Source organism: Bacillus rugosus (genome assembly GCF_023238245.1).
In the GTDB taxonomy this organism is placed as follows: domain Bacteria; phylum Bacillota; class Bacilli; order Bacillales; family Bacillaceae; genus Bacillus; species Bacillus rugosus.
Genome location: NZ_CP096590.1, coordinates 3,212,992 through 3,234,062 on the forward strand (window position 1 = coordinate 3,212,992; position 21,071 = coordinate 3,234,062).

Consider the following 21,071-nt stretch of genomic DNA (forward strand, 5'->3'; position numbering starts at 1 on the left):
AAATGATCGTTCGGCATATCTTATACTATCCTCACTCAAGGAGGTGGCAATATGGGTTACTCAAACGGTTATGGTAGCTCCTTCGCTTTGATCGTGGTGCTATTCATTCTGTTAATCATTGTTGGTACTTCTTTCTTTGGTGGTTATTAAGTTTAACATTGCCTAGCTCCTCCGTTTTATGAGCACCTCCCTTTTCGATAGACGCCATAAGAAATTTTATGGCGTTTTGCTATGTGATTAACTAATCTCTCTGACAAAGTTTCTGAACCAGAGAAATATAAACTTTTGCTACAAATCTGCATCTTCAAAATATCCACAGTGCTCACCCCCACTGGCTGAGTCCACAATGCTCCAGCAAAAGAACCGACAATTGACCTCCGGCTGCTCTTTAGATATATTACAATTCGAAAATAAATTGAAAAGACTAATAAGCCCGGCTTTTAAAAACCGGACTCTCTTTTCCCGCCGCTCAACACTTTTCTGATCCTGCAAGCAGACCGCATAATCCCGCCGTACCCGGTACACCGGCACAAATTTCCCGCGAGCCCTTCTTCTATCTCTTCATCTGTGGGATGCGTTTTTTCCTCGAACAGCGCTTTAAGCGCAATCGTCATGCCTGGGGTGCAGTAGCCGCATTGGAAGCCGCCTTCTTCGAGAAAAGCAGTTTGGCAGATATCCAGTTCTTCTTTTTGAAGCCCCTCGATGGTTGTGATAGAGCGGCCGTCTGCTTGATAGGCCATCGTCATGCACGCATTGGCAAGCTTCCCGTCGATTAAGATGGAGCATGCTCCGCAGCGGCCGATTCCACAGGACACCTTTGTCCCGGTCAGCTGAAATTCCTTTCTAAGCAGGTCACTCAGACGTGCCGTGGGGACGGCTGCAACCTCAAGCCCCTGCCCGTTCACGGTCATTCGGAACTGTTCCTTTTTTAAAGGGAATGGGCCAGCTTTTATTATGTCCATTGCTTCATCCCCTTTCTGTCTATCGCGTTCAGAAGCTCTTCTCTTGAAATCGGCAGCTTGTTTATCCAGCATCCGACCGCATCGTGCACAGCCTTTACAATCGCTGGGGTGATGGCGATCGTTCCGATTTCACCGACGCCGCGCGGGCCGTGAGAATCACCTTCTATCAGCTCTTCTATCGCGGTCAGCTTCATATCAGGAACATCCTTTACACCGGGAATGATATACTGGTCGAGATTTTCCACCGCATAATGGCCGTCCGTCATTTTGGCTTCCTCCATCAGCGTGTAGCCGAGCGCCATGGCAGCGCCTCCTTCAATTTGCCCCTGATAGCCTTGCGGACTAACAACCGGACCTGCCGCAATGGCGTGCTCACAATCTATCACTTTGATATCGCCTGTTAATAGATCAACCTCCACCTCAACAGCCGCCGCGCCAAATGAATAGAGAAAATGGCCGCCCGCCACAGGATCAGGCGTTGCCGGAAAATCGAATGCGGTTTCCTCTGCCAAAGGGCCTTTTTCAGCCAGCTCTCTATACGTCACCACGAGCTCCTTTGTGGATTGATCACGTAAACCCGCTGCACCGAGAATAAGGTTTTCCGCCACACAGCCGCTCCATTCTGCCGCCCTTTTTTTCAACTGAGAAAGAAATGGCTTCTTCAAACGCTGGATCGCATGCCACACCATGCTTGTGCCGCGGGATGCGGTGGACGAGCCTGATTTCGGCACTTTTGCGGTATCCCCGATGACAATGGAAACATCCTCTGCGGCACAGCCCAGCTCCTCGGTGACAATATGTTCGATTGCGGCTAAGATCCCCTGTCCGCATTCTTCAAATCCGAATGAAGCTGTGATTTTGCCATCACTTGAAAGGGACAAACGGCCTCCTGCTGAATCTATTCGGCCATATCCCAGCCCGCCGCCGTGCATCGCAATTGCCGCTCCCGTGCCTCTCCGTATATACCCGGGGTTCTGGTGTTTTCTTATGAGAATGGGAGATTCAGAAATGGCATTCAACACCTGCGCCGCTCCGTCAGTCGGTGCAATCTGATGCTCTAGCGGCCCTAAGTCATACGGTTTTCTAATATTTTTTCTTCTCAGCTCCAGCGGGTGGATTCCGACCATGCTGCTGAGACGATCTAGATGGGTTTCGAGTGCAAATGTGATTTGATTGCCGCCAAAGCCCCGAAATTCTCCCGCCACCCCGTTGTTCGTAAACACAGATATTCCTTCAGTCCGGATATTTGGAATACGGTACGGTCCCACGGCATGCTCGACAGAAAAGTCAAGAACGGCCGGTCCGAGCGTAGCGTAAGCGCCTGTGTCTGCCACAATTTTCACATCATGAGCCAAAAGCTTCCCCGCATGATCCGCACCCGTTTTTATCGTAATCTTCATCGGATGGCGCTTAATGCCTGAACGTACAGATTCCTTTCTGGTCTGATGAATTTTGACAGGAAGTCCGCTTTTCAAGGCCAAAAGCGCGGCATACGGCTGGATATTCAGCTCATCCTTCCCGCCGAACGAGCCGCCCATCGGACTCGACACAACCCTGATCTTTTCTTCAGAAATGTTAAAAATACGGGCAAGCTGGAAACGGTCTTTATAGCCGTGCTGCGTTCCTGCATACATCGTAAATCCCCCACCGTCCTCCGGAACGGCTACGCCTCCTTCCGTTTCCATATACGTATGCATCTGCCGCGGCAGCTCATAAGTTTCTTCAAGGAATGTGTCAGATGCTTGAAATCCTTCTTCCACATCGCCGTGTGAAAAAAACGCGCGGTGCAGGATATTCCCGTCCTCATGCAGTCTTTGCGCACCCGGCCGAAGCGCTTTTTCTGGTGAATCAATGACCTCCAGCTCTTTATACTCAACACGAATCAGCTCCAGCGCCGCTTCCGCGCTCTCCTCCGTTTCTGCAGCCACTGCGGCGATCGCATCGCCGACATACCGCACCCTGTCCTTACATAAAACCGGCTGGTCAGGGATGACAATGCCAAATCTATTTAAACCGGGAACGTCTTTATAAGTGACAACTGCCCGCACACCTTCCATTTCTTCAGCTTTCATGGTGCAAATCGACATGATCTCCGCATGAGGATAAGCGCTTCTCAGTACTTTGCCATACAGCATTCCCGGAAAGGTGAGATCTGTCATATATTTCAGTTTCCCTGTGACCTTTCCTCTTCCATCCGGCCTGATTCTCGACGGTTTGTTGATGATCATTTATTCCCCTCCCTCAGCCATCAGCTCTGCCATGATGACGTTGGCAGCAGCTTTTTTTCTGTATGCCGCTGACATAAAAGCATCCGCGGCAAACGGCAGCTCATGGATAAGTGTTTCGTACATCTCGTGCGGATTCCACCCTGGCGCCATCCATTTCGCTTCGCTTTCCACTAATCTTTCCGGTGTGATATCAGCATGGCCAGCGGCGAGGCGAATGCCACCGTCTTTCAAAAAATGTCCAGCTGCAACAGCAACAGCGCCTGTAAAAGCCCGGCGCCTTCCGAGCTTGTGGTAAAACACACGCTCTCCCTCCACACGAGGAATGTTGACACGCGTGACGATGGCATTTCTAAAGTCTTCATCTATGAGCCAATCGCCAAGCGGCAACCTGATCAGCTCCTTTTGATATACGATAAGCTCAGCATCAAGCACAAGTAAGAGCGGAATCAAATCCCCGATTTTACTCGCGATGTTGCCGCCAATCGTGGCCCGGCTGCGGATTCCGGGTCCGGCGACAGCGGAAGCAGCATCGCTGAAACAACCGAGCGTACTCTTGATTAAAGGATTCTTTCTGCATTCATTCAGTGTTGTGAGCGCTCCGATCGACACGTGTGTGTCACTGGCGCTGATTCCTCTCATCTCGTTAATTCCTTCAAGACTGACGAGATGCTGTTTCGGAAGAATCCCTTTGTCCCACTGAAGCTGAAGCAGTGTGCTGCCCGATGCGGCACACACATCCGGGGCAAGCTGCTCCAAAAGCGAATACGCCTCATCGAGCGCTGCCGGCCTCCATAATTGAATATTCATCCTTGCTTTTGTCACTTGGCCGTTCAAATCACCAGCCTCCTCACTATGTCGTATTCCTCCGGTGTATCAATGTCCTTCAACTCCGCGCTTGTCTTCGCTTCCAAAACGGCTCCTGTTCCAAGCTGCCCGCTTTTCAGGAGACTGCGAGCCCCCTCATCTCCCTTTAACTCCTTTACATAAGGAAAACAAGCCGATGAGAAATAGATTGGCGGGGTGAGCGCGCCTAAAGATGAAGACACGGCAAATGACACAGGAGCCATTGCCACAAGGGCATTGAGATGATCGACGGAAAGCCTAGGCTGGTCGGCTAATAAAATGACAACGCCGTCCGCTCCCATGCTTTCTGCTTTTCTCACCCCGCTGCTGACTGAATGACCTTGGCCTTTTTCAGCTTCTTGACAAACGTGCAGGCTCCAGCGTTCTCGAAAAGGCGGCGAGTGATATGGCGCCCCCATCCACTCAAGGGAAGCATGTTCAGTTCTCTCGATAATCAACACGTGATCAAGATGGGACAAAAGAGCGGTTTGCAAAGAAAGCGAGCCGATGGTTCCTCCTTTTAACGGTAAAGCCAGCTTGTTTTGGCCCATCCTTTTGCTTTTGCCGGCAGCGAGAAACACTCCGATAATATAGGGGTTTCTCATACAACCGCCAGCCGTTTTCTTGTTTGAATGATTTCCGCGACAACGCTGACGGCAATTTCCTCGGGGCCTTCCGCACCGATTTTCAGCCCGACCGGACTGTAAAAGTGAGCCGGGGGCTGTTTTCCATTCAGCAGCCGTTTGGTACGGTTTGACGAACCCAATAGTCCGATATAATGAAGATGTTGAGCAAATAAGAAGTTGATGATCGCTTGATCGTGCTGAAAATGGTGAGTTGCCACAACAGCTGCATCATGCGGGTAAAACTGAAATTCACTGAGCATTTGTTCTGGAAAAGCGGTGATCAGCCGATCCGCTTTTGGGAAAAGAGAGGATGTGCAATAAGCGGGACGCCAATCTGTCACGATAACCGAAAACCCTGTATCAGCCGCCAAATTGGCAAGCGGCACAATATCCGGTCCCGCTCCGAACAAAATGAGACGCGGCTTCGGTTCAATCCGTTGAATAAACATGTTGGTTGATGGATCAAAATGCGGTAAATGAAGCGTTGAAGCGGTACGTTGAATGTCTTGCAGAGGCGCGTCCGGCCAGTTCCCAAAATGCCCGTTCTCGGACAGAAACATATAACGGGAGGAGTCAAGCTGCGTAACGGCTGTGACAGCTTTGCCTGTATGAAGGCAGTCCCTCACTCTTTCATAGTGCCGTCTCTTTTCCTGAGTGATTCGCTCCGCATGAATATGAATCATGCCGTTGCATCCTGCTCCCATACCCCAGGAAAGATCGTTCTCCGCCCGCATGTCATATGGAATCAGCGCTGACGTCAGTTGATCGCCCAGTTCACTGATTCTGTGGAGTAAATCTTCTTCCACACACCCTCCGCTCAGCAAGCCGACCCGTTCGCCATTACTCTTAAAGAGCATAGAAGCGCCTGCTTTTCGATACGCTGAGCCTTCAACTTGAACAATTGTCGCCAGCACAGCCTCATCCTGATCTTCCAGGAGCGCATCTAACATCATGTGCAAATTTCCCAACGCTGCATCCTCCTCTGAAAAATCGCTTTAAAAAACAACAAGTTCAGCATGATTTTATAGGTAACTTGTATAAAGAATAGCTGATGGAAGGAAAAATGACTCATGCTTCGTCAGAAAATGCAACACGGGGAAAGAGGATTTGTAAAAAGGGTCAAACGAAGAAAAACAGATTGGAGAAAAAGCGAAAAATCGTATCACTAAAAAAGCTTGCGGCGTTCCCACAAGCTTCGATTGTTGACAAAATCCTAAAACGGTTTATAGTTTTAGGGTTTTGTCATCTTTTCAGCGTGATTGAAAACCCTTGAAGTCTAGGAAAGGCGAGCATCAGAGCACAGCGAATGTTGAAATTCGTGAGCACCGAAGCGCAGCCTTGACAACGAATGCGAGGGTTTGTCGACACGCTGAAGCTTGCGGACTTCCCGTAAGCTTTTCTTTATACCGCCGCCTGGCGGCCGGCGTTTTCGTACACATCAAGCGCCGCTTGGAGCGCTTTTCCTGCTTCGATCCCTGCGCCATGTCTGAGTAGTACTGCCTCTAACCCGGCAAGCACGAACAGCACGTTTTCTTTTCTGCAGCTGTAGCCCATCGTGCCGATTCTCCAGATCTTTCCCGCCAGAGGGCCGAATGAGCTGGCGATTTCGATTCCGAATTGCGCCAACAGCATGCGGCGGACAGACTCGCCGTCAACGCCACCGGGGATTTCTACACAAGTGACAACAGGCATTTTGCAGGTGTCATCTCCAAACAGCTTCAGCCCCATTGCCTTAATCCCTGCTGATAATGCGGTCTCATGATGGCGATGCCGCTCAAAGCGGGCATCAAGACCTTCTTCAAGCACCAGCCTGACACCCTCACGCAAAGCGTACAGCATCGTCGTCGCTTCTGTATGATGATTGAGCCGTCTTTCGCTCCAATAATCCTCAAGCTGGCTTAAATCAAAATAATTACTTGTGATCGGCCGGTTTCCCGAAAGCGTCGACCTGTCAGCTTTTGTCGCTATGCCGCGCTCCACCTTTTTACGAGCCGCAATCACATCTGCCACCCGCTCATTATATGTAATCGGCGCCATCCCCGATGGAACAGACAAGCATTTTTGCGTGCCGCCGATGGCTGCGTCAATCTTCCAATCATCGACTTTGACCTCGCAGCCGCCAATCGTCGCAACTGCATCGACAATAAACAATGCATCCTCGGCTCGGCAGGCTTCGCCGATTGCTTTCAGCGGGTGAATTCGCCCTGTGGATGTTTCCCCATGCACCATGGCCACAATTTTCGGCCTCACTTTTTTCAATTCCCGTATGATGTCATCTGGGTCAAAAACCATTCCCCATTCACACTCAAGTGTATGAACATTCGCCCCATACCGCTCAGCGATTTCAGTCAGCAAATAGCCGAAGCGTCCATAAATGGGAATGAGGACATCATCTCCCGGCTCAATCACACTCGCCAGCACCGCTTCGATTCCCGCCCGTGAAGTGCCGTCAATCGGGTATGCCCAACGGTTTTTCGTTTGGAACAGCTCCCTGAGCATCTCCATCGTTTCATTCATGATATCCGTAAACGCCGGATCAAATTGGCCGACAATCGGAGTGCTCATCACTCTTAATACACGCGGATCAACCTCAACAGGACCCGGCGTCATAATCGTTCTTAACGGGGTACATAATTCTTTTCTGCCTGACACAGCCATTCCTCCTTTATCAATAAGCCAGTTTGTATAATAAATCAATCAATGCGCGGACGCCGATCTCAAGCTGTCTGGCTGAGGTATATTCCTTCGGTGAGTGGCTGATCCCGCCGCGGCTTGGCACAAACAGCATACAAGCTGGATGGCGCCTTCCGATCATTTGCGCGTCATGCCCTGCTCCGCTCACCATTTCTTCACAGCTGATGCCAATTTCTGCCGCTGTTTCAGAAGCCGCAGCCTTCAGCCTTTCGTCCATTGGCACAGGCTCTATCCGCATATATTCATCAATTACGGCGCGAATCCCTTTTTGATGGCAAATGCCGTTGATCAAAGCAGCCATGTCTTCATGAAATTGCTCCAGCACGTGCTGATGCTGATGGCGAATATCGATTGAAAACTGCACGCGGCCCGGTATGACATTGGCTACATTAGGCTCTGCCGTTATTTTTCCGCATGTCAGGCGGAGCTCATCCGGCTGCTCTTCCGACCGCAGCAGCAGTTCATGAATGATGTGGCTGCTGGCTGCAAGCGGGTCCTTTCGCCATTTCATGGAGGTGGTTCCCGCGTGATTGCATTCCCCTTCCAGCGTGACGAGATATCGCCTCTGACCCGCAATACTTGTCACAATGCCGAGGTCCCGCCCTGACATTTCCAATGTCTGCCCCTGTTCAATATGAAGCTCAACAAAAGCGCTGATATCTGTCCTATACGCTGACTGGAACACGCCTTTGCCAAAACCGCTCTCATACATCGCTGTTTGCAGAGAGACGCCTAATTCGTCTCTCGGTTCTCCTGCATCCTTTACTGAAAAAACGCCCGTCATATTCCCCGATCCCCAATAGGTCATCGGAAAACGGCTCCCCTCCTCCTCACATAAGGAGACTGCTTCGAGTGTTTTTTTCGGCGCTCCGTACGTTTCTTTGAGCTGCTTTATCGCGAGCATTGCCGCAAGAACGCCATAGGCGCCGTCATACTTTCCCCCATTGATGACCGTATCGATATGTGAACCGGTTACAATCACTTCATCTGGAGACTGGGTGCCCGAAAGCCTTCCAAACACATTTCCGACATCGTCGAATCTTGTTTCAAGCCCAAATGAAGACATTTCCGTTTTCACGGCGAGCTGCGCGTCCATCCACTCTTTTGTGTACAAAAGCCTCGTTACGCCGCCGTCCGCAGATGCGCCGTATTGGGCGAGCCATTCAATATAATCTGTGATGCTGTTTTTGACTGAAAGCTTCTGCTTTTCCATGTACTCCCCCCTGGCCGTTATGGTGACTTCATTATAGAAGGGGGAACTCGATAGTTCATTGACAGATTAACCAAAAAATCGTTTATTTTTTAGTCACAATATCCATTCGGAACTAGATCGGCCAGAACCTCCCTACCTCTCAGTGTCATTTTCATGTAAAGTCAATAGAAAACACGGTAAGGGAGAGAGCCAATATGCAACAGAGTCCCTGTTCACTGCAACAGCTTCATGTTTACAATCAATGAGAACAAAACGGAATCGTTTATTTTAAAACCAGAGGACTATGGATTAAAGGCGAACGAAGCAGCTTTGCATCAAACTATGAGTCCGGCCGTACAGGCAGAAAAATCAAGGCGATCCCCGGCAGCTAGGAAGCCTAGGTAGACTATGATAGAAAGCAAGTCATCATGAATGCGGGACTGCGTTACTATTTATTCGGACATACCACATCAATTGAAGAGGGAACAGGCCTTGCCAAATCTCAGCTGAAGCAAAAACGGGGCCTAAAGATATTGGAACAGTGGATATCCGCTTCCTCCAAAGGGACTAATTTACAATTTTAATGAAAAATATACAAAATGACACTTCTATCCTTTGTTTCAATTTTAGATAATAGATATGATCTGATAAAAGGAGGGCAAGTGATGACAAAAAAAGCATGGTTTCTGCCGCTCATTTGTGTATTACTGATTTCCGGATGGTTTGCACCCGCCGCTTCAGCAAGCCCGCAGACCGCATTGAGCCTGAATGACCGATTCGCGTCTTCCCCTTCAGGAACCGGGGGCCTTCTCTCATTAGCCGCCCCCGCTGCACCCTACACTGACACAGATACCTATTATGAAGGGACTGAAGGAAAAACAGGAGAATCGCTAAAAAACGCCTTGCACCGCATCATCAGCGGGCACACAATGCTGTCCTACAGCGAGGTATGGAACGCGCTGAAAGAAACCGATGAAGACCCGAGAAACCCAAATAACGTCATCCTGCTCTATACGAATGAATCCCGGTCGAAAAACCTGAACGGCGGCAATGTCGGCGATTGGAACCGCGAGCACGTTTGGGCGAAATCCCATGGTGACTTTGGTACAAGCAAGGGGCCTGGCACCGACATTCATCATTTGCGCCCGGCTGATGTTCAAGTCAACAGCGCAAGAGGAAATATGGATTTTGACAACGGCGGCACAGAACATGCGAAAGCGCCCGGAAATTATTATGACGGAGATTCATGGGAGCCCCGCGATGATGTGAAAGGCGATGTCGCCCGCATGCTGTTTTACATGGCTGTCCGTTATGAAGGTGATGACGGATACCCTGATCTTGAACTGAATGATAAAACAGGCAACGGCTCAGCTCCTTATCACGGAAAACAATCTGTCCTGCTCGAATGGAATAAGCAAGACCCTGTTGATGACCGCGAGCGAAAAAGAAATGAAATCATTTATGAGAAATATCAGCACAACCGCAATCCATTTATCGACCACCCCGAATGGGCGGACGAGATTTGGCCATAAGAAATAGGTGCTCCTGTTTAGGAGCACCTTTTCTAATACACAGCCTCTTTTGTCTCCGCATCGAAAAAAACGACGTGATCCATTTTCACTGCCAGCTGGATCGAATCGCCTGCGGCGATTCGCGTGTTTCCGTCCAGGCGGACCGTGAGCCGCTCGTCCCCTGCCGTGACATGCACAATCAGCTCTGATCCCAGATTTTCATTCACTTCTACCTTTGCTTTAAACACTGAATCAAACAGCTGATCATTTTCTGTCATTTGTGTGATATGCTCCGGCCGGACACCGGTAATCACTTGTTCTTCCGCATATCCCTTTTCTTTAAGCCGCTTCGCTTTTTCTTCAGGAATATGAAGCCTGATCGAGGGGTTTGTGAAAAACAGCTCTCCATGCTGTTCTTCAATAACGCCTTTCAGAAAGTTCATTCCAGGGGAGCCGATGAAGCCTGCGACAAACAAATTTGCCGGGTAATGATAAATGTCGTGAGGTTTCGCCACTTGCTGGATTTCCCCTTCATTCATTACGACAATCCGATCGCCCATTGTCATCGCTTCGGTCTGGTCATGCGTGACATAAATGATAGTAGCCTCTAAACGCTGGTGAAGCTTGCTGATTTCTGTCCGCATCGTCACTCTCAGCTTTGCGTCCAGATTGGAAAGCGGCTCGTCCATTAAAAAGACCTTCGGCTCCCTCACAATCGATCGGCCAAGCGCCACTCTTTGCCGCTGCCCGCCGGAGAGCGCCTTCGGTTTTCTCTTAAGCAAATGCTCAATCTCTAAAATTCTTGCTGCCGCATGGACTCGCTCGGCAATTTCCTGTTTCGGCATCTTTCTGAGCTTTAATCCAAACGCCATATTATCAAAAACCGTCATATGTGGATAAAGGGCATAATTTTGGAATACCATCGCAATATCACGTTCTTTCGGCGGGAGATCATTGACCCGCTCCCCATCGATGAGGAGGTTTCCTGCAGAGATGCTTTCCAATCCCGCCACCATCCGCAGCGTGGTCGATTTTCCGCATCCTGACGGCCCCACCAGCACCAAAAGCTCTTTATCCTTTACATCTAAATCAAAGTCCTTCACCGTTAATTGTGAGTGATATGATTTTTTGACATGCTCAAATGTTAACGAAGCCACCAATAATGTCCCCCTATCTTTTGATCTGTTATTTCGTCACTGGAAACAACTTGGTCTTTCTGTTATTTTTAGAGTAATCGATTCCTATTTTTGCTATATTTCTAAAATAAAAGTGTAAATTTGTATTATAACGTCATAATACATTATAATATGAATAATAGGTTAAAAGGAGGCTACCCTTTGTTAAACAACGGAAGTTCTACACCTTTATACATTCAGCTAAAACAAATCATCACTGATGACATCAAAAAGGGCGTGTATTCCCCAGCTGCCAAGCTGCCTACCGAAAACGAGCTTTGCAGCAAGTATAATGTCAGCCGTATTACCGTCAGGAAAGCCATTCTCGATTTAGTCGAGGAAGGCTATCTGATCAGGCAGCAGGGAAAGGGAACGTTCGTTAAAAGCCCTAAATTAAAACGAGAGCTGATCGCTGTAAACGGCTACTCAGAATTTATGGAATCAACCGGCAAAAAACCGAAGCATCAGGTGCTGTCCCATGAGATCATTCCTGCGGCAAAACCCATTGCCGAAAAGCTGCAAATCAATCCCGAGAGCCCTGTCGTTGAATTAAAACGGATTTTATATAACGATGATCAGCCGCTTTCCTTTGAAGTGACGCATTATCCGCTGGATTTGTTTCCCGGCATTGATACCTTTATTGCTGACGGCGTATCCATGCATGATATTTTGAAACAGCAATACAAAGTTGTACCCACGTACAATACGAAGCTATTAAATGTCGTATATGCCCAGCAGGAGGAAAGCAAATACCTGGATTGCGATATCGGGGATGCACTGTTTGAAATCGACAAAACGGCTTTTACATCAAACGACCAGCCAATCTATTGCTCACTGTTTCTGATGCACACAAACCGTGTCACTTTTACGATCAACAGTCCCTACACATAACAGGCATAAAAAACGAGACACTGCTTATAGTATTCTCGTTTTTTCACTGCTTCCCCCATCCTCCAAGCGAAAAGGATGGCCATAACCGAAAGCCCCGTACACACCACATGTTTTCGCAGCCGTTTCCGCCGCTTGGCGCAAAGCGTGCATTATGTCCTGCTTCTCGCAAAAAGCAGTCAAAAAACCCGCAATGAAAGAATCTCCCGCTCCAAGTGTATCTATTATATCAGTTTCCACAATCGGCTGATGGTAGATTCGGTCACCCGAAGACAGGATTGCTCCTTGGCCCCCGCGAGTCATACACACGATTTTCGCTCCATACTTATGAGCTTTTTCAGCAAGCTCGCCGCACTCCGACTCACTCAAATCGCTTCCTGAAAAAAACGCATACGTCACATAAGGACAGACCTTCCTCAAATAATCATTTTCCCGATTAGTTGAAAAATCAAAGGAGACCGGGATCAGCCCGCACAGTTGCGGAAGATCGTTCTCAAGTCTGCTGTACACACTGGTATGCAGCAGATCATGCCCGCTGATAAAGGCTATATCTTTCTGCTGGAACGCGAGCCGAAGCCGGGACTGAATGCCGCCTTTATTTGATCTGACAAAAATACGGTCCCCCTGTTCATCAAGGGTGACAATCGCCATTCCGTTTTCTCCGTGCGCCTGGCGGATGTAATCCGCATTGACCTTCTCCATTTTCAGTACGTTCAAAAGATGTGCCGCTGCTTCGTCATTGCCAACGATCCCGATATACGAAGCCTCATGCCCGAGCCGTTTGGCAAGCACTGCGACGTTTAAGGCATTTCCTCCCGGATAGAACGTTTCTTGGTCCTGATAGTAATCTACAACGTTATCTCCAACCGCAATCAATTTCATTGTGCTTCCTCCTTTATCCTTTTACACTTCCGCTTGCAATCCCGCGGACAAAATATTTCTGCATCAATAAAAATAGAATAATAATCGGCGCAGCTGAAATCGTTAATCCCGCCAGCAGGACGCCCCAATCTGTCTGCAGCGCGTCTCTAAACTGCATCAGCCCGGCTGGAATGGTCCGCAAATTCTCATCATCTATGAAGATAATCGCAAACATAAACTCATTCCACGTATGGTAAGCCGTCAAAATGCCGGATGTCACCAAAATCGGCACACTCATTGGTAAGAAAATTCTGAAAAATACTCCAAAACTCGTGCACCCATCTAAATAAGCCGCCTCCTCCAATTCTTTGGAAACAGAAAGAAAATAGGATCGGATCAAAATGATGGTGAATGGGATCCGGTAAGCCGCATACGGCAGGATTAACGCCCAATACGTATTGTAAAGGCCCAGCGACTGAATAATAGAATAAAGCGGCACAAGACTGACCTGCGGCGTCAGCATCAAACCGCCAAGACAAAGCACCAAAAAGAATCCTTTTCCTTTAAACTCAAACCGGGAAAGGCCGTACGCCGCCCATGCACTGATAAAGACAGTGATCACACACGTAAGCGCCGTGACGATGACACTGTTCATAAAATAAGAAGAAATCCCCTGATTCCAGGCGGACACAAAATTTTCCGGATGCCATGAAGACGGCAGCGACCAGCTATGCTCAAAAATATCGTCCGAGTTTTTAAAGGCGCTCATCACCATCCATAGAAGCGGATAGGCGATCGCAATAAGATATAGAAATAGAAAAACCCACACAGACGTTTCTCCGATGTACCATTTTCGTCTAGGCTTTCTTTTCATCTCAATGTGCCGGTCTGGCACAGGCTCCAATCTGAACGAATCTGTCTCCTTCTGAGGCAGCATCTGTTAGTCCTCCTTTCCGGTTTTAAAGAACTTCATTTGCATGAGCGACAATGCGAGCGTAATGAGTAACACAACGGTGGCAATCGCTGAGGCATAGCCCATCATATCCTTTGTAAAGGCGCTTTTGTATAAAAACGTGCTTAATACTTCTGAGGCGTTTCCCGGCCCGCCGCCTGTCAATATGTACGGTTCATTAAATACTGTAAAGGCGCCGGTCAGCGTCATAACCACCGCAACAAAAGACATCTCTTTCGTCTGGGGAACGGTAATATGAAAAAACTGCTGAATTTTTCCCGCTCCGTCAAGCCGGGCCGCTTCATACAGTTCATCCGGTATTTTTTGAATCGACACAATGTACAGCATCGCAATATAACCGACAGATTGCCATTGAGACACAAAAATAACAGAAAGCATAGCCGTGCTGTCATCCCCGAGCCAGGCTCTCGTCAGCTGATCAAGACCGACCGCCTGAAGCAGCTGATTTAAAAGCCCCGTCTCAGGGTTGTAAATAAAATCAAACAAAAGCGCAATCACCGTCATGGAGATGACAACCGGCAAAAAGAAAACGGTACGAAAAAACGGCGACCATTTTCTGACCAGCTTATCCTCAAGCACCGCCGCCAAAATCAAACCGCCAAATACCTGGCATACAATTGAGATCACTGCGTAAAGCACATTATTGGTAAGTGCCTGATAGAAGACAGGATCATGAAATAATTCAACATAGTTTCTCAATCCGATAAACGTTTTTTCCGGAGAAAAAGAGCTCCATTGAAATAGGCTGAGGAAGACATTCTCAAAAATCGGGATATAAACGAAAAGTAAAAAAACGAGAGCGGGCACCAAAAACAAATAGGGGATTATTTTATTCTGATTGACCAAGGATATCTCATCTCCTTTATAAAAAGAAAAGGTGCGAAGCTTCACCTTTTCTTTGATTTATTCAGCTGACGCCTTCACTTGCTTCGCTGCTTTTTGAACGGCTTTCATCACCTGCTCCGGTGTCATGTCGCCGCCAAGCATTTGCTGGACACTCGTTAAATACGCATCTGCGATTTCAACATCGACATCCATATCAAACCATGGAACCATTGATTTGGCATCAACAATTTGCTGAACCGCTTCACGCTGAATAGCTGTAGAATTTTCTTCGGTAGCCGTTCCTTGCACCGCACTGTATTTCCCGACATCTTTGACGAGCTTTTCACCCATTTTTTTCGACGTCAGAAACTGCAAAAATTCCATCGCTCCCTTCGGATGTTTTGTTTTTGAGGCAATCATGAACCCTTCTGGCGCTCCCGTTAACGCTTTTGAAGATCCTTTTTGCCCGCTGATTTCAGGGAATGGGAACATCCCCAGATTCACCGGTTCAACCAGCTTGATTTCCGCTGTTTCCGCATATATCATCGCCGACTTTCCGCTCTTAAATTGCTGTCTCACATATTCATGATCGACGGAGTTTACATGTTTATTGAAGTAAGGCATCAGCTCCTGAAGCTTTTCAAGCGCTTTTACATAGCCTTCATCAGTAAATTCACCTGTTTTGGCGTTATAGTCCTTTTCCCGTGTTTTTTCATCTACCATCCGCTGATTGAGCGTGCCGATGTAGTGCGAGATTGTCCAAGTCGCCTTTGTTCCGAAACTGATCGGTGTGTAGCCATTTTCTTTCAGCTTTTTTGATACATCAATTAATTCATCCCATGTCTTTGGGGGATCAAGGTTCAGCTTTTGAAAAATGTCTTTATTATAGAAGAATGATTTAGCGTCCATTTGCCACGGTACACCATACTGCTTGTTTTCATAAGTAAATGGTGTAACTTGCGATTGAACGAGCTGTGATGACCAATCTGTATCATTTTTGTAGTAGGACGAGAGATCAAGTGCTTTATTGCCTCTGATGAACTTAAAAGCAAACTCGTCACTCCAAGAGAAGTAAATATCAGGAGGGCTGGTGGTTCCCAGCATAACCTTAATTTTGTCTTTATAGGAGTCATTCAAAACGGCTTCAATTTGAATGTCGATATCCGGATGCTCTTTTTCAAATTCCTTAACAACCTCTTCAAAATAACTTTTTTCCGGCTCCTTCGGCCATCTGTGGAAAAATTTCAATGTCACCTTTCCATCCGCTGAACTGCTCTGGCTCGAACAGCCCGCAATGGTGAGCATACTGACAGCTGCAATGATCAAGAACAACAACATTTTCTTCAAAGGGTTGGCCTCCTCTGGACATTAGACTATAATGTTATATAACATTATAGTCTAATGCATAATGGTTCCTCAGTTTCAGATCAATACTCAACTTTCCACATGTATCTTCTATGAGATAAAGGATGATTTCTCGCCTCTGCAAGCTCGTCCGCATAGCTTCTCAGCACACGGTTGAGAACGAGCGGAGCAAGATAGCCTTTAACTGAATCGTCAATTGCAGTGAAATCGTAAGATGCGGCATCAAGCACAGTAAGCTTTTTGCCATACTTTTTCGAGAAGGTAAGCGCCCGCTCTTCAAGAGGTCTAGTTTCATCTAAACCGAGCAGGATGATAAACGGCACGGATTCATCAATAATTTCAAACGGTCCGTGAAAATATTCTCCGGCATGAATGGCGTGGGAATGAATCCATTGCATTTCCATGAGAATGCAGATGCTGTAGGAGTAAGCGACACCGTAGTTTGCACCGCTTGCCATTGTATAAATAATGCTTTCTTTTTCATGAGCTTTTGCGAATTGCTGTGCGTTGTCAGCTTCCTGCTTAAGGGCTTCTTCATACACAGCTTGCAATTGATCTAAACCTTCAATTGCTTGTTCAAATTTCGTATTGTTTTCTAATACTTGCAGGGTGCCGAAAACGATTTGATACAGAACGCCATAGTTCGTATTGATTGCAAGTGCCTCATCACCCCAATCGTACTGGGCAACATATTGCGCTTCCTGTGCTAAAGGAGACTCCGGTTTATACGTCATCGCAATCGTAAGTGCGCCTTTGCCCCTTGCAAACGCAGCAGCTTTGACTGTTTCCGGAGTATTTCCCGAATGCGAACACAAGATAACAAGAGACTTTTCACCAAGCTGAACAGGGTTACGCTGAATAAATTCGTTGGAGCTGTAAAGGTCGGAGTTGATTGATTTTGACTCCCTGTCAAACACATATTTACTCGGATACATAATAGCCGAAGACCCTCCGCATGCGACAAAGAATACATGGTCAATGGTTTTCCCTTTCAAATCCTGCAAGAAAGCTTGAACCTCACGATTTACTTTTGCTGTGACCTGACTCAAATCCTTCACTCCTCATTTTTATTATATAACGTTATATAACATTATATATTGTTATATTAAAGTCCGCGACTGGGATTGTCAATATTATTTTCTGAAATTTCTCAATAATTTACTCAACTGATAGACAAAGGGTCGATTTGCGGAAAAATGCCCAAATCAAAAGCCAGAGCTTAACATAAGCTCTGGCTTCGCTGTTCAATCCGCAGACTGGCTTCTTATTTAAAGAATACCTTGTCTATATTGTACTTCGAGTGCTGTGTGTTGATGATATACGTTTCGTAAATTTCTCTTTCCATTGGATCATCGACTACACATACTTCAATTTTATATACTTCGTCTCTGTGATGTTTGATCGGTGAGACAGTGTCTTCAAAATGCTTCTTAATTCTCTGTCTTAACTTTCTAGCTTTACCGACAAACAGCAGCTCGTCATGAATGTTGTAAAACATGAAGATGCCGCCTTTATCCCTTGGTATCTGGTGAAAGTCGATGAATCCGTGAATCGCCTTTATTTTCGGCTCGTTATCATTAGCTGACTGCTGTCGTTCGGTGATGGTGACATTTGGTGCAGGTATATCAATTTTTATCAAAATCAGTTCACGTCCTCTTTTTCATTAAAGGTAAATGCTAACACAGACAGAAAAGAAAAGCTAGAACAGCTTATTATATTTGTTTGTTATGCTTTTACTTATTATGCAACGCTTCGGCTAGATCATAAGGGCTAAGGTCGATTTTTGTCTGCTTTCCGAGAACTAGATTTGCGAGCTCTGAACCCAAGAAAGGCCCCATCGTTAATCCCGAAGCGCCTAAACCGTTAGCGGCAAAAAGGCCTTGAACGTCCGGTACAGCGCCAACAACTGGCAGAAATCCTGGTGTAAACGGCCTGAAGCCCACTCTTGTTTCAATGGCAGCAGCATCAGCGAGACCCGGTGCTGACGCTAGCGCTTTACTCAATACTTCGTGCTGTCCTCCGGCTGTCACACGCAGATCATCAAGATCGGCATCGTTTTCGTGCGTGGCGCCGGCTACAATTCTGCCGTTATCAAACGAAAGAATGTACTGATCGTTCGGCGGCATCACAACCGGCCACGATCCAGTATTCGCGTCCGTCATTTCAAAATGCATAATCTGCGCTTTCTGAAAGGACACTTGAAAATGAATGCCAAGAGGCTTCATGATCTCATTGGCCCATGCCCCCGCTGTCACAATCACGGCGTCAGCCGTAAACTGCTGCGTATCTGTTTGTACACCGGTGACCGTTCCATTTTCAAAAAGCAAGGACGCATTTCCTTTGATAATCTTTGCGCCTCGTTTCTCTGCAGCGCCTAAAAGCGACCGGCACAGCGCTCTTCCGTTCACACGGGCGGCACCGCTGATATGAACTGATTCATAGCCGTCAGCTAAAATCGGAAACAGCTTTTTCGTTTCACTTGCCGACAAGCGTGTAATGTCGCCGATTTCCGGCGCATCCTCCCGTCTCTTAAACGCCCGCTCCTCCATCTTATCAAGCTTTGACGCATCAGTATGAATGCTGATAGCACCGACACGCTTATATCCTGTATCTGTTTCTCCGTCTTGTTCCAATTGATGGATTAAATCCGTATAATACCGTGCTCCTCCCTTGGCAAGCTGATACCAATCCTGATTGCGCCGCTGGGAAAGCCAAGGACAGACGATCCCGGCCGCCGCGCCAGTCGCTTGTCCAGTTTCCCTTCGGTCAATCACCGTGACCCGGGCACCCAATTTGACAAGATGGTAAGCAGTCGACGCGCCGAGAATTCCTGCGCCGACGATGATGTACGATTTCATAAGCAAACACCTTTTCTATTATAATGTCTATTCATTTTACCAAATAGAGTGCTTTCCTTCGACCTTTTGCCCCAATGTGGAAAAACCGCGAAGTTCGTCCAATCTCTTCACTCTTCTATTGAATATCCTGTCACTATCAATAGAGAAAGGATGATACCATGAGCGAAAATCATCATGAAAATGAAGAAAACAAAAAGCGCAATGTAGCAGTGGCTAAAGTTGAAAACAGCGGCAATGCAAAAGTCGTGGTTAACGTGAATACAGATCAGGATCAGGCACAAGCGCAATCACAAGACGGAGAAGAGTAATGAACGAGAATATCATTCCTATCAACAGATATACTCAAGAGATGCCTAACAATGGATCTATGATCGAAAACAGCGGCAATTCAGAAGTCCATATCGATATTCACATTAATACAATGCCGATCGCCTTTGCCATTTTATGCTCTGCATTAGCTGCAAAACAGATGTCAAAAGAGGAATTCGACACGGCTTATACTCGTTTACAAGAGATGAACAGGGAACACAACAGCAATACATCTGTAAAACAAATTATCAATCAGGAGATCGAAGAGTAAGAAACCGCGGCTTCTCGGCCAGCGGTTTTTCTTCTGGATACAAAAAAGGACGCGACTGAAAACCAGCCACGTCCTTTTTATAAAAAATTAACCGATTGAACCTTCCATTTCGAACTTAATCAAACGGTTCATTTCAACTGCGTATTCCATTGGAAGCTCTTTTGTGAATGGCTCGATGAAGCCCATTACGATCATTTCAGTTGCTTCTTCTTCAGAAATACCGCGGCTCATCAAGTAGAAGAGCTGCTCTTCAGATACTTTAGACACTTTCGCTTCGTGCTCCAATGAAATGTTATCATTTAAGATTTCATTGTAAGGAATTGTGTCTGAAGTTGATTTGTTATCCATAATAAGCGTATCGCACTCGATGTTAGAGCGGGCGCCTTCCGCTTTGCGTCCGAAGTGGACGATTCCGCGGTACGTTACTTTTCCGCCCTGTTTTGAAATCGATTTTGATACGATTGTAGATGATGTGTTTGGTGCAAGGTGAATCATTTTCGCACCTGCATCCTGATGCTGGCCTTTACCCGCAAGAGCGATAGATAGCGTCATACCGCGCGCGCCTTCGCCTTTAAGGATACAAGCCGGATATTTCATTGTCAGTTTAGAACCGATGTTGCCGTCGATCCATTCCATTGTTGCGTTTTCTTCACAGACTGTACGCTTCGTTACTAGGTTGTAAACGTTGTTCGCCCAGTTTTGGATCGTTGTATAACGGCAGTAGCCGCCTTTTTTCACGATAATCTCAACGACCGCACTGTGAAGTGAGTTTGTTGTGTAAACAGGGGCAGTACAGCCTTCAACATAATGAACGCTTGCTTCTTCGTCAACGATGATCAGTGTACGTTCGAACTGACCCATGTTTTCAGAGTTGATACGGAAGTAAGCTTGAAGCGGTGTTTCAACCTTCACGCCTTTAGGCACGTAGATGAAAGATCCGCCGGACCAAACAGCTGAGTTAAGCGCCGCAAACTTGTTATCAGTCGGCGGGATCACTTTTGCCCAGTGCTCACGGAAGATATCTTCATTCTCTTTCAGCGCGCTGTCAGTGTCTTTAAAGACGATGCCTTGCGCTTCAAGATCTTCTTTCATGTTGTGGTATACAACCTCAGATTCGTACTGAGCAGAAACACCCGCAAGGTATTTTTGTTCAGCTTCAGGAATACCGAGCTTGTCGAATGTTTGCTTAATTTCGTCAGGAACTTCATCCCAAGAACGCTCTGAACGCTCAGACGGTTTTACGTAGTACGTAATTTCGTCAAAGTTCAGTGAGTTTAAATCTCCGCCCCATTGAGGCATCGGCATGTTGTAGAAATGCTCGAGTGATTTCAAGCGGAAATCAAGCATCCATTGAGGCTCTTCTTTCATGCGAGAAATTTCTTCTACGATTTCTTTTGTCAATCCGCGCTCTGAACGGAAAATGGAAACGTCCTTGTCGTGAAAACCATACTTGTATTCACCAATATCAGGCATTTTTTTAGCCATCCATT

General features: G+C 47.1%; 21 protein-coding genes and 1 pseudogene. 6 read left to right on the forward strand and 16 right to left on the reverse strand.

The annotated features are described in order from the left end of the window. The first annotated feature begins 51 nt into the window (after positions 1–51). Positions 52–150 (forward strand): YjcZ family sporulation protein, encoded by a 99-nt coding sequence (locus M0696_RS16345; RefSeq protein WP_032732263.1) that lies wholly within the window; start codon positions 52–54, stop codon positions 148–150. 290 nt (positions 151–440) lie between these two features. Here M0696_RS16345 and pucE read toward each other — a convergent pair whose 3' ends face one another. From pucE to allC, 7 genes are all read right to left on the reverse strand, one after another. Next, on the reverse strand, positions 441–962 hold the full coding sequence (gene pucE, locus M0696_RS16350; protein WP_166848709.1) for a xanthine dehydrogenase subunit E: 522 nt from the start codon (positions 960–962) through the stop codon (positions 441–443). Beyond that, a complete protein-coding gene (gene pucD, locus M0696_RS16355) occupies positions 953–3,190 on the reverse strand; it encodes a xanthine dehydrogenase subunit D (RefSeq protein ID WP_248602168.1) in 2,238 nt (745 codons plus the stop codon). The genes pucE and pucD overlap by 10 nt, the downstream gene beginning before the upstream one ends. Then, positions 3,191–4,024, reverse strand: coding sequence for a xanthine dehydrogenase subunit C (pucC, locus tag M0696_RS16360; RefSeq protein ID WP_222141983.1), 834 nt, complete (start codon positions 4,022–4,024; stop codon positions 3,191–3,193). After that, positions 4,021–4,638 (reverse strand): xanthine dehydrogenase accessory protein PucB, encoded by a 618-nt coding sequence (gene pucB / locus M0696_RS16365; protein ID WP_222141984.1) that lies wholly within the window; start codon positions 4,636–4,638, stop codon positions 4,021–4,023. Before pucB ends, pucC begins: the two co-directional genes overlap by 4 nt. After that, on the reverse strand, positions 4,635–5,627 hold the full coding sequence (locus M0696_RS16370) for an XdhC family protein (RefSeq protein ID WP_248602169.1): 993 nt from the start codon (positions 5,625–5,627) through the stop codon (positions 4,635–4,637). Before M0696_RS16370 ends, pucB begins: the two co-directional genes overlap by 4 nt. Positions 5,628–6,060: 433 nt before the next feature. Then, a complete protein-coding gene (gene pucG, locus M0696_RS16375) occupies positions 6,061–7,311 on the reverse strand; it encodes a (S)-ureidoglycine--glyoxylate transaminase (RefSeq protein ID WP_166848694.1) in 1,251 nt (416 codons plus the stop codon). A 16-nt stretch (positions 7,312–7,327) separates the two neighbouring features. Continuing rightward, on the reverse strand, positions 7,328–8,566 hold the full coding sequence (allC, locus tag M0696_RS16380) for an allantoate deiminase (RefSeq protein WP_166848691.1): 1,239 nt from the start codon (positions 8,564–8,566) through the stop codon (positions 7,328–7,330). Positions 8,567–9,057: 491 nt separating this feature from the next. On the opposite strand from allC, the pseudogene M0696_RS16385 reads away from it, so the two are divergent. After that, positions 9,058–9,129: pseudogene (locus M0696_RS16385) on the forward strand (hypothetical protein); the annotation flags it as partial. A gap of 81 nt (positions 9,130–9,210) precedes the next feature. Further along, the gene (locus M0696_RS16390; RefSeq protein WP_166848689.1) at positions 9,211–10,077 is read left to right on the forward strand and encodes an endonuclease I family protein; all 867 of its coding nucleotides are present in this window, start codon (positions 9,211–9,213) and stop codon (positions 10,075–10,077) included. Positions 10,078–10,109: 32 nt separating this feature from the next. On the opposite strand, the gene M0696_RS16395 is transcribed toward M0696_RS16390, so the two are convergent. Beyond that, positions 10,110–11,213, reverse strand: a complete 1,104-nt coding sequence (locus tag M0696_RS16395; protein ID WP_166848686.1) for an ABC transporter ATP-binding protein — start codon at positions 11,211–11,213, stop codon at positions 10,110–10,112. Between the two features lie 180 nt (positions 11,214–11,393). On the opposite strand from M0696_RS16395, the gene frlR reads away from it, so the two are divergent. Next, positions 11,394–12,122, forward strand: a complete 729-nt coding sequence (gene frlR, locus M0696_RS16400; RefSeq protein ID WP_248602170.1) for a transcriptional regulator FrlR — start codon at positions 11,394–11,396, stop codon at positions 12,120–12,122. Between the two features lie 24 nt (positions 12,123–12,146). Here frlR and M0696_RS16405 read toward each other — a convergent pair whose 3' ends face one another. From M0696_RS16405 to M0696_RS16435, 7 genes are all read right to left on the reverse strand, one after another. Continuing rightward, positions 12,147–13,001 carry a fructoselysine 6-kinase gene (locus M0696_RS16405; protein WP_222141987.1) on the reverse strand — a complete coding sequence of 285 codons (855 nt, stop codon included), beginning with the start codon at positions 12,999–13,001 and terminating at the stop codon, positions 12,147–12,149. 13 nt (positions 13,002–13,014) lie between these two features. Next, positions 13,015–13,917, reverse strand: coding sequence for a carbohydrate ABC transporter permease (locus tag M0696_RS16410; protein ID WP_222141988.1), 903 nt, complete (start codon positions 13,915–13,917; stop codon positions 13,015–13,017). Positions 13,918–13,920: 3 nt separating this feature from the next. After that, a complete protein-coding gene (locus tag M0696_RS16415) occupies positions 13,921–14,799 on the reverse strand; it encodes a carbohydrate ABC transporter permease (protein ID WP_166848674.1) in 879 nt (292 codons plus the stop codon). Between the two features lie 57 nt (positions 14,800–14,856). Then, positions 14,857–16,125, reverse strand: coding sequence for an ABC transporter substrate-binding protein (locus M0696_RS16420; protein ID WP_248602171.1), 1,269 nt, complete (start codon positions 16,123–16,125; stop codon positions 14,857–14,859). A gap of 80 nt (positions 16,126–16,205) precedes the next feature. Next, positions 16,206–17,192, reverse strand: a complete 987-nt coding sequence (gene frlB / locus M0696_RS16425; RefSeq protein ID WP_166848669.1) for a fructosamine deglycase FrlB — start codon at positions 17,190–17,192, stop codon at positions 16,206–16,208. Positions 17,193–17,407: 215 nt separating this feature from the next. Beyond that, entirely contained in the window at positions 17,408–17,782 is a 375-nt protein-coding gene (locus tag M0696_RS16430; RefSeq protein WP_166848666.1) for a nucleotide excision repair endonuclease, read from the reverse strand. Between the two features lie 94 nt (positions 17,783–17,876). Beyond that, positions 17,877–19,001 (reverse strand): NAD(P)/FAD-dependent oxidoreductase, encoded by a 1,125-nt coding sequence (locus M0696_RS16435; protein ID WP_248602172.1) that lies wholly within the window; start codon positions 18,999–19,001, stop codon positions 17,877–17,879. A gap of 158 nt (positions 19,002–19,159) precedes the next feature. On the opposite strand from M0696_RS16435, the gene M0696_RS16440 reads away from it, so the two are divergent. Together M0696_RS16440 and M0696_RS16445 are read left to right on the forward strand one after the other, a co-directional pair. Continuing rightward, positions 19,160–19,309 carry a spore protein gene (locus tag M0696_RS16440; RefSeq protein WP_166848661.1) on the forward strand — a complete coding sequence of 50 codons (150 nt, stop codon included), beginning with the start codon at positions 19,160–19,162 and terminating at the stop codon, positions 19,307–19,309. Continuing rightward, positions 19,309–19,581 (forward strand): hypothetical protein, encoded by a 273-nt coding sequence (locus M0696_RS16445; RefSeq protein WP_248602173.1) that lies wholly within the window; start codon positions 19,309–19,311, stop codon positions 19,579–19,581. The genes M0696_RS16440 and M0696_RS16445 overlap by 1 nt, the downstream gene beginning before the upstream one ends. 87 nt (positions 19,582–19,668) lie before the next feature. Here the strand turns inward: M0696_RS16445 and sufB are convergent, their stop codons facing one another. Further along, the gene (gene sufB, locus M0696_RS16450; protein WP_003222811.1) at positions 19,669–21,066 is read right to left on the reverse strand and encodes a Fe-S cluster assembly protein SufB; all 1,398 of its coding nucleotides are present in this window, start codon (positions 21,064–21,066) and stop codon (positions 19,669–19,671) included. Positions 21,067–21,071: the final 5 nt, after the last annotated feature.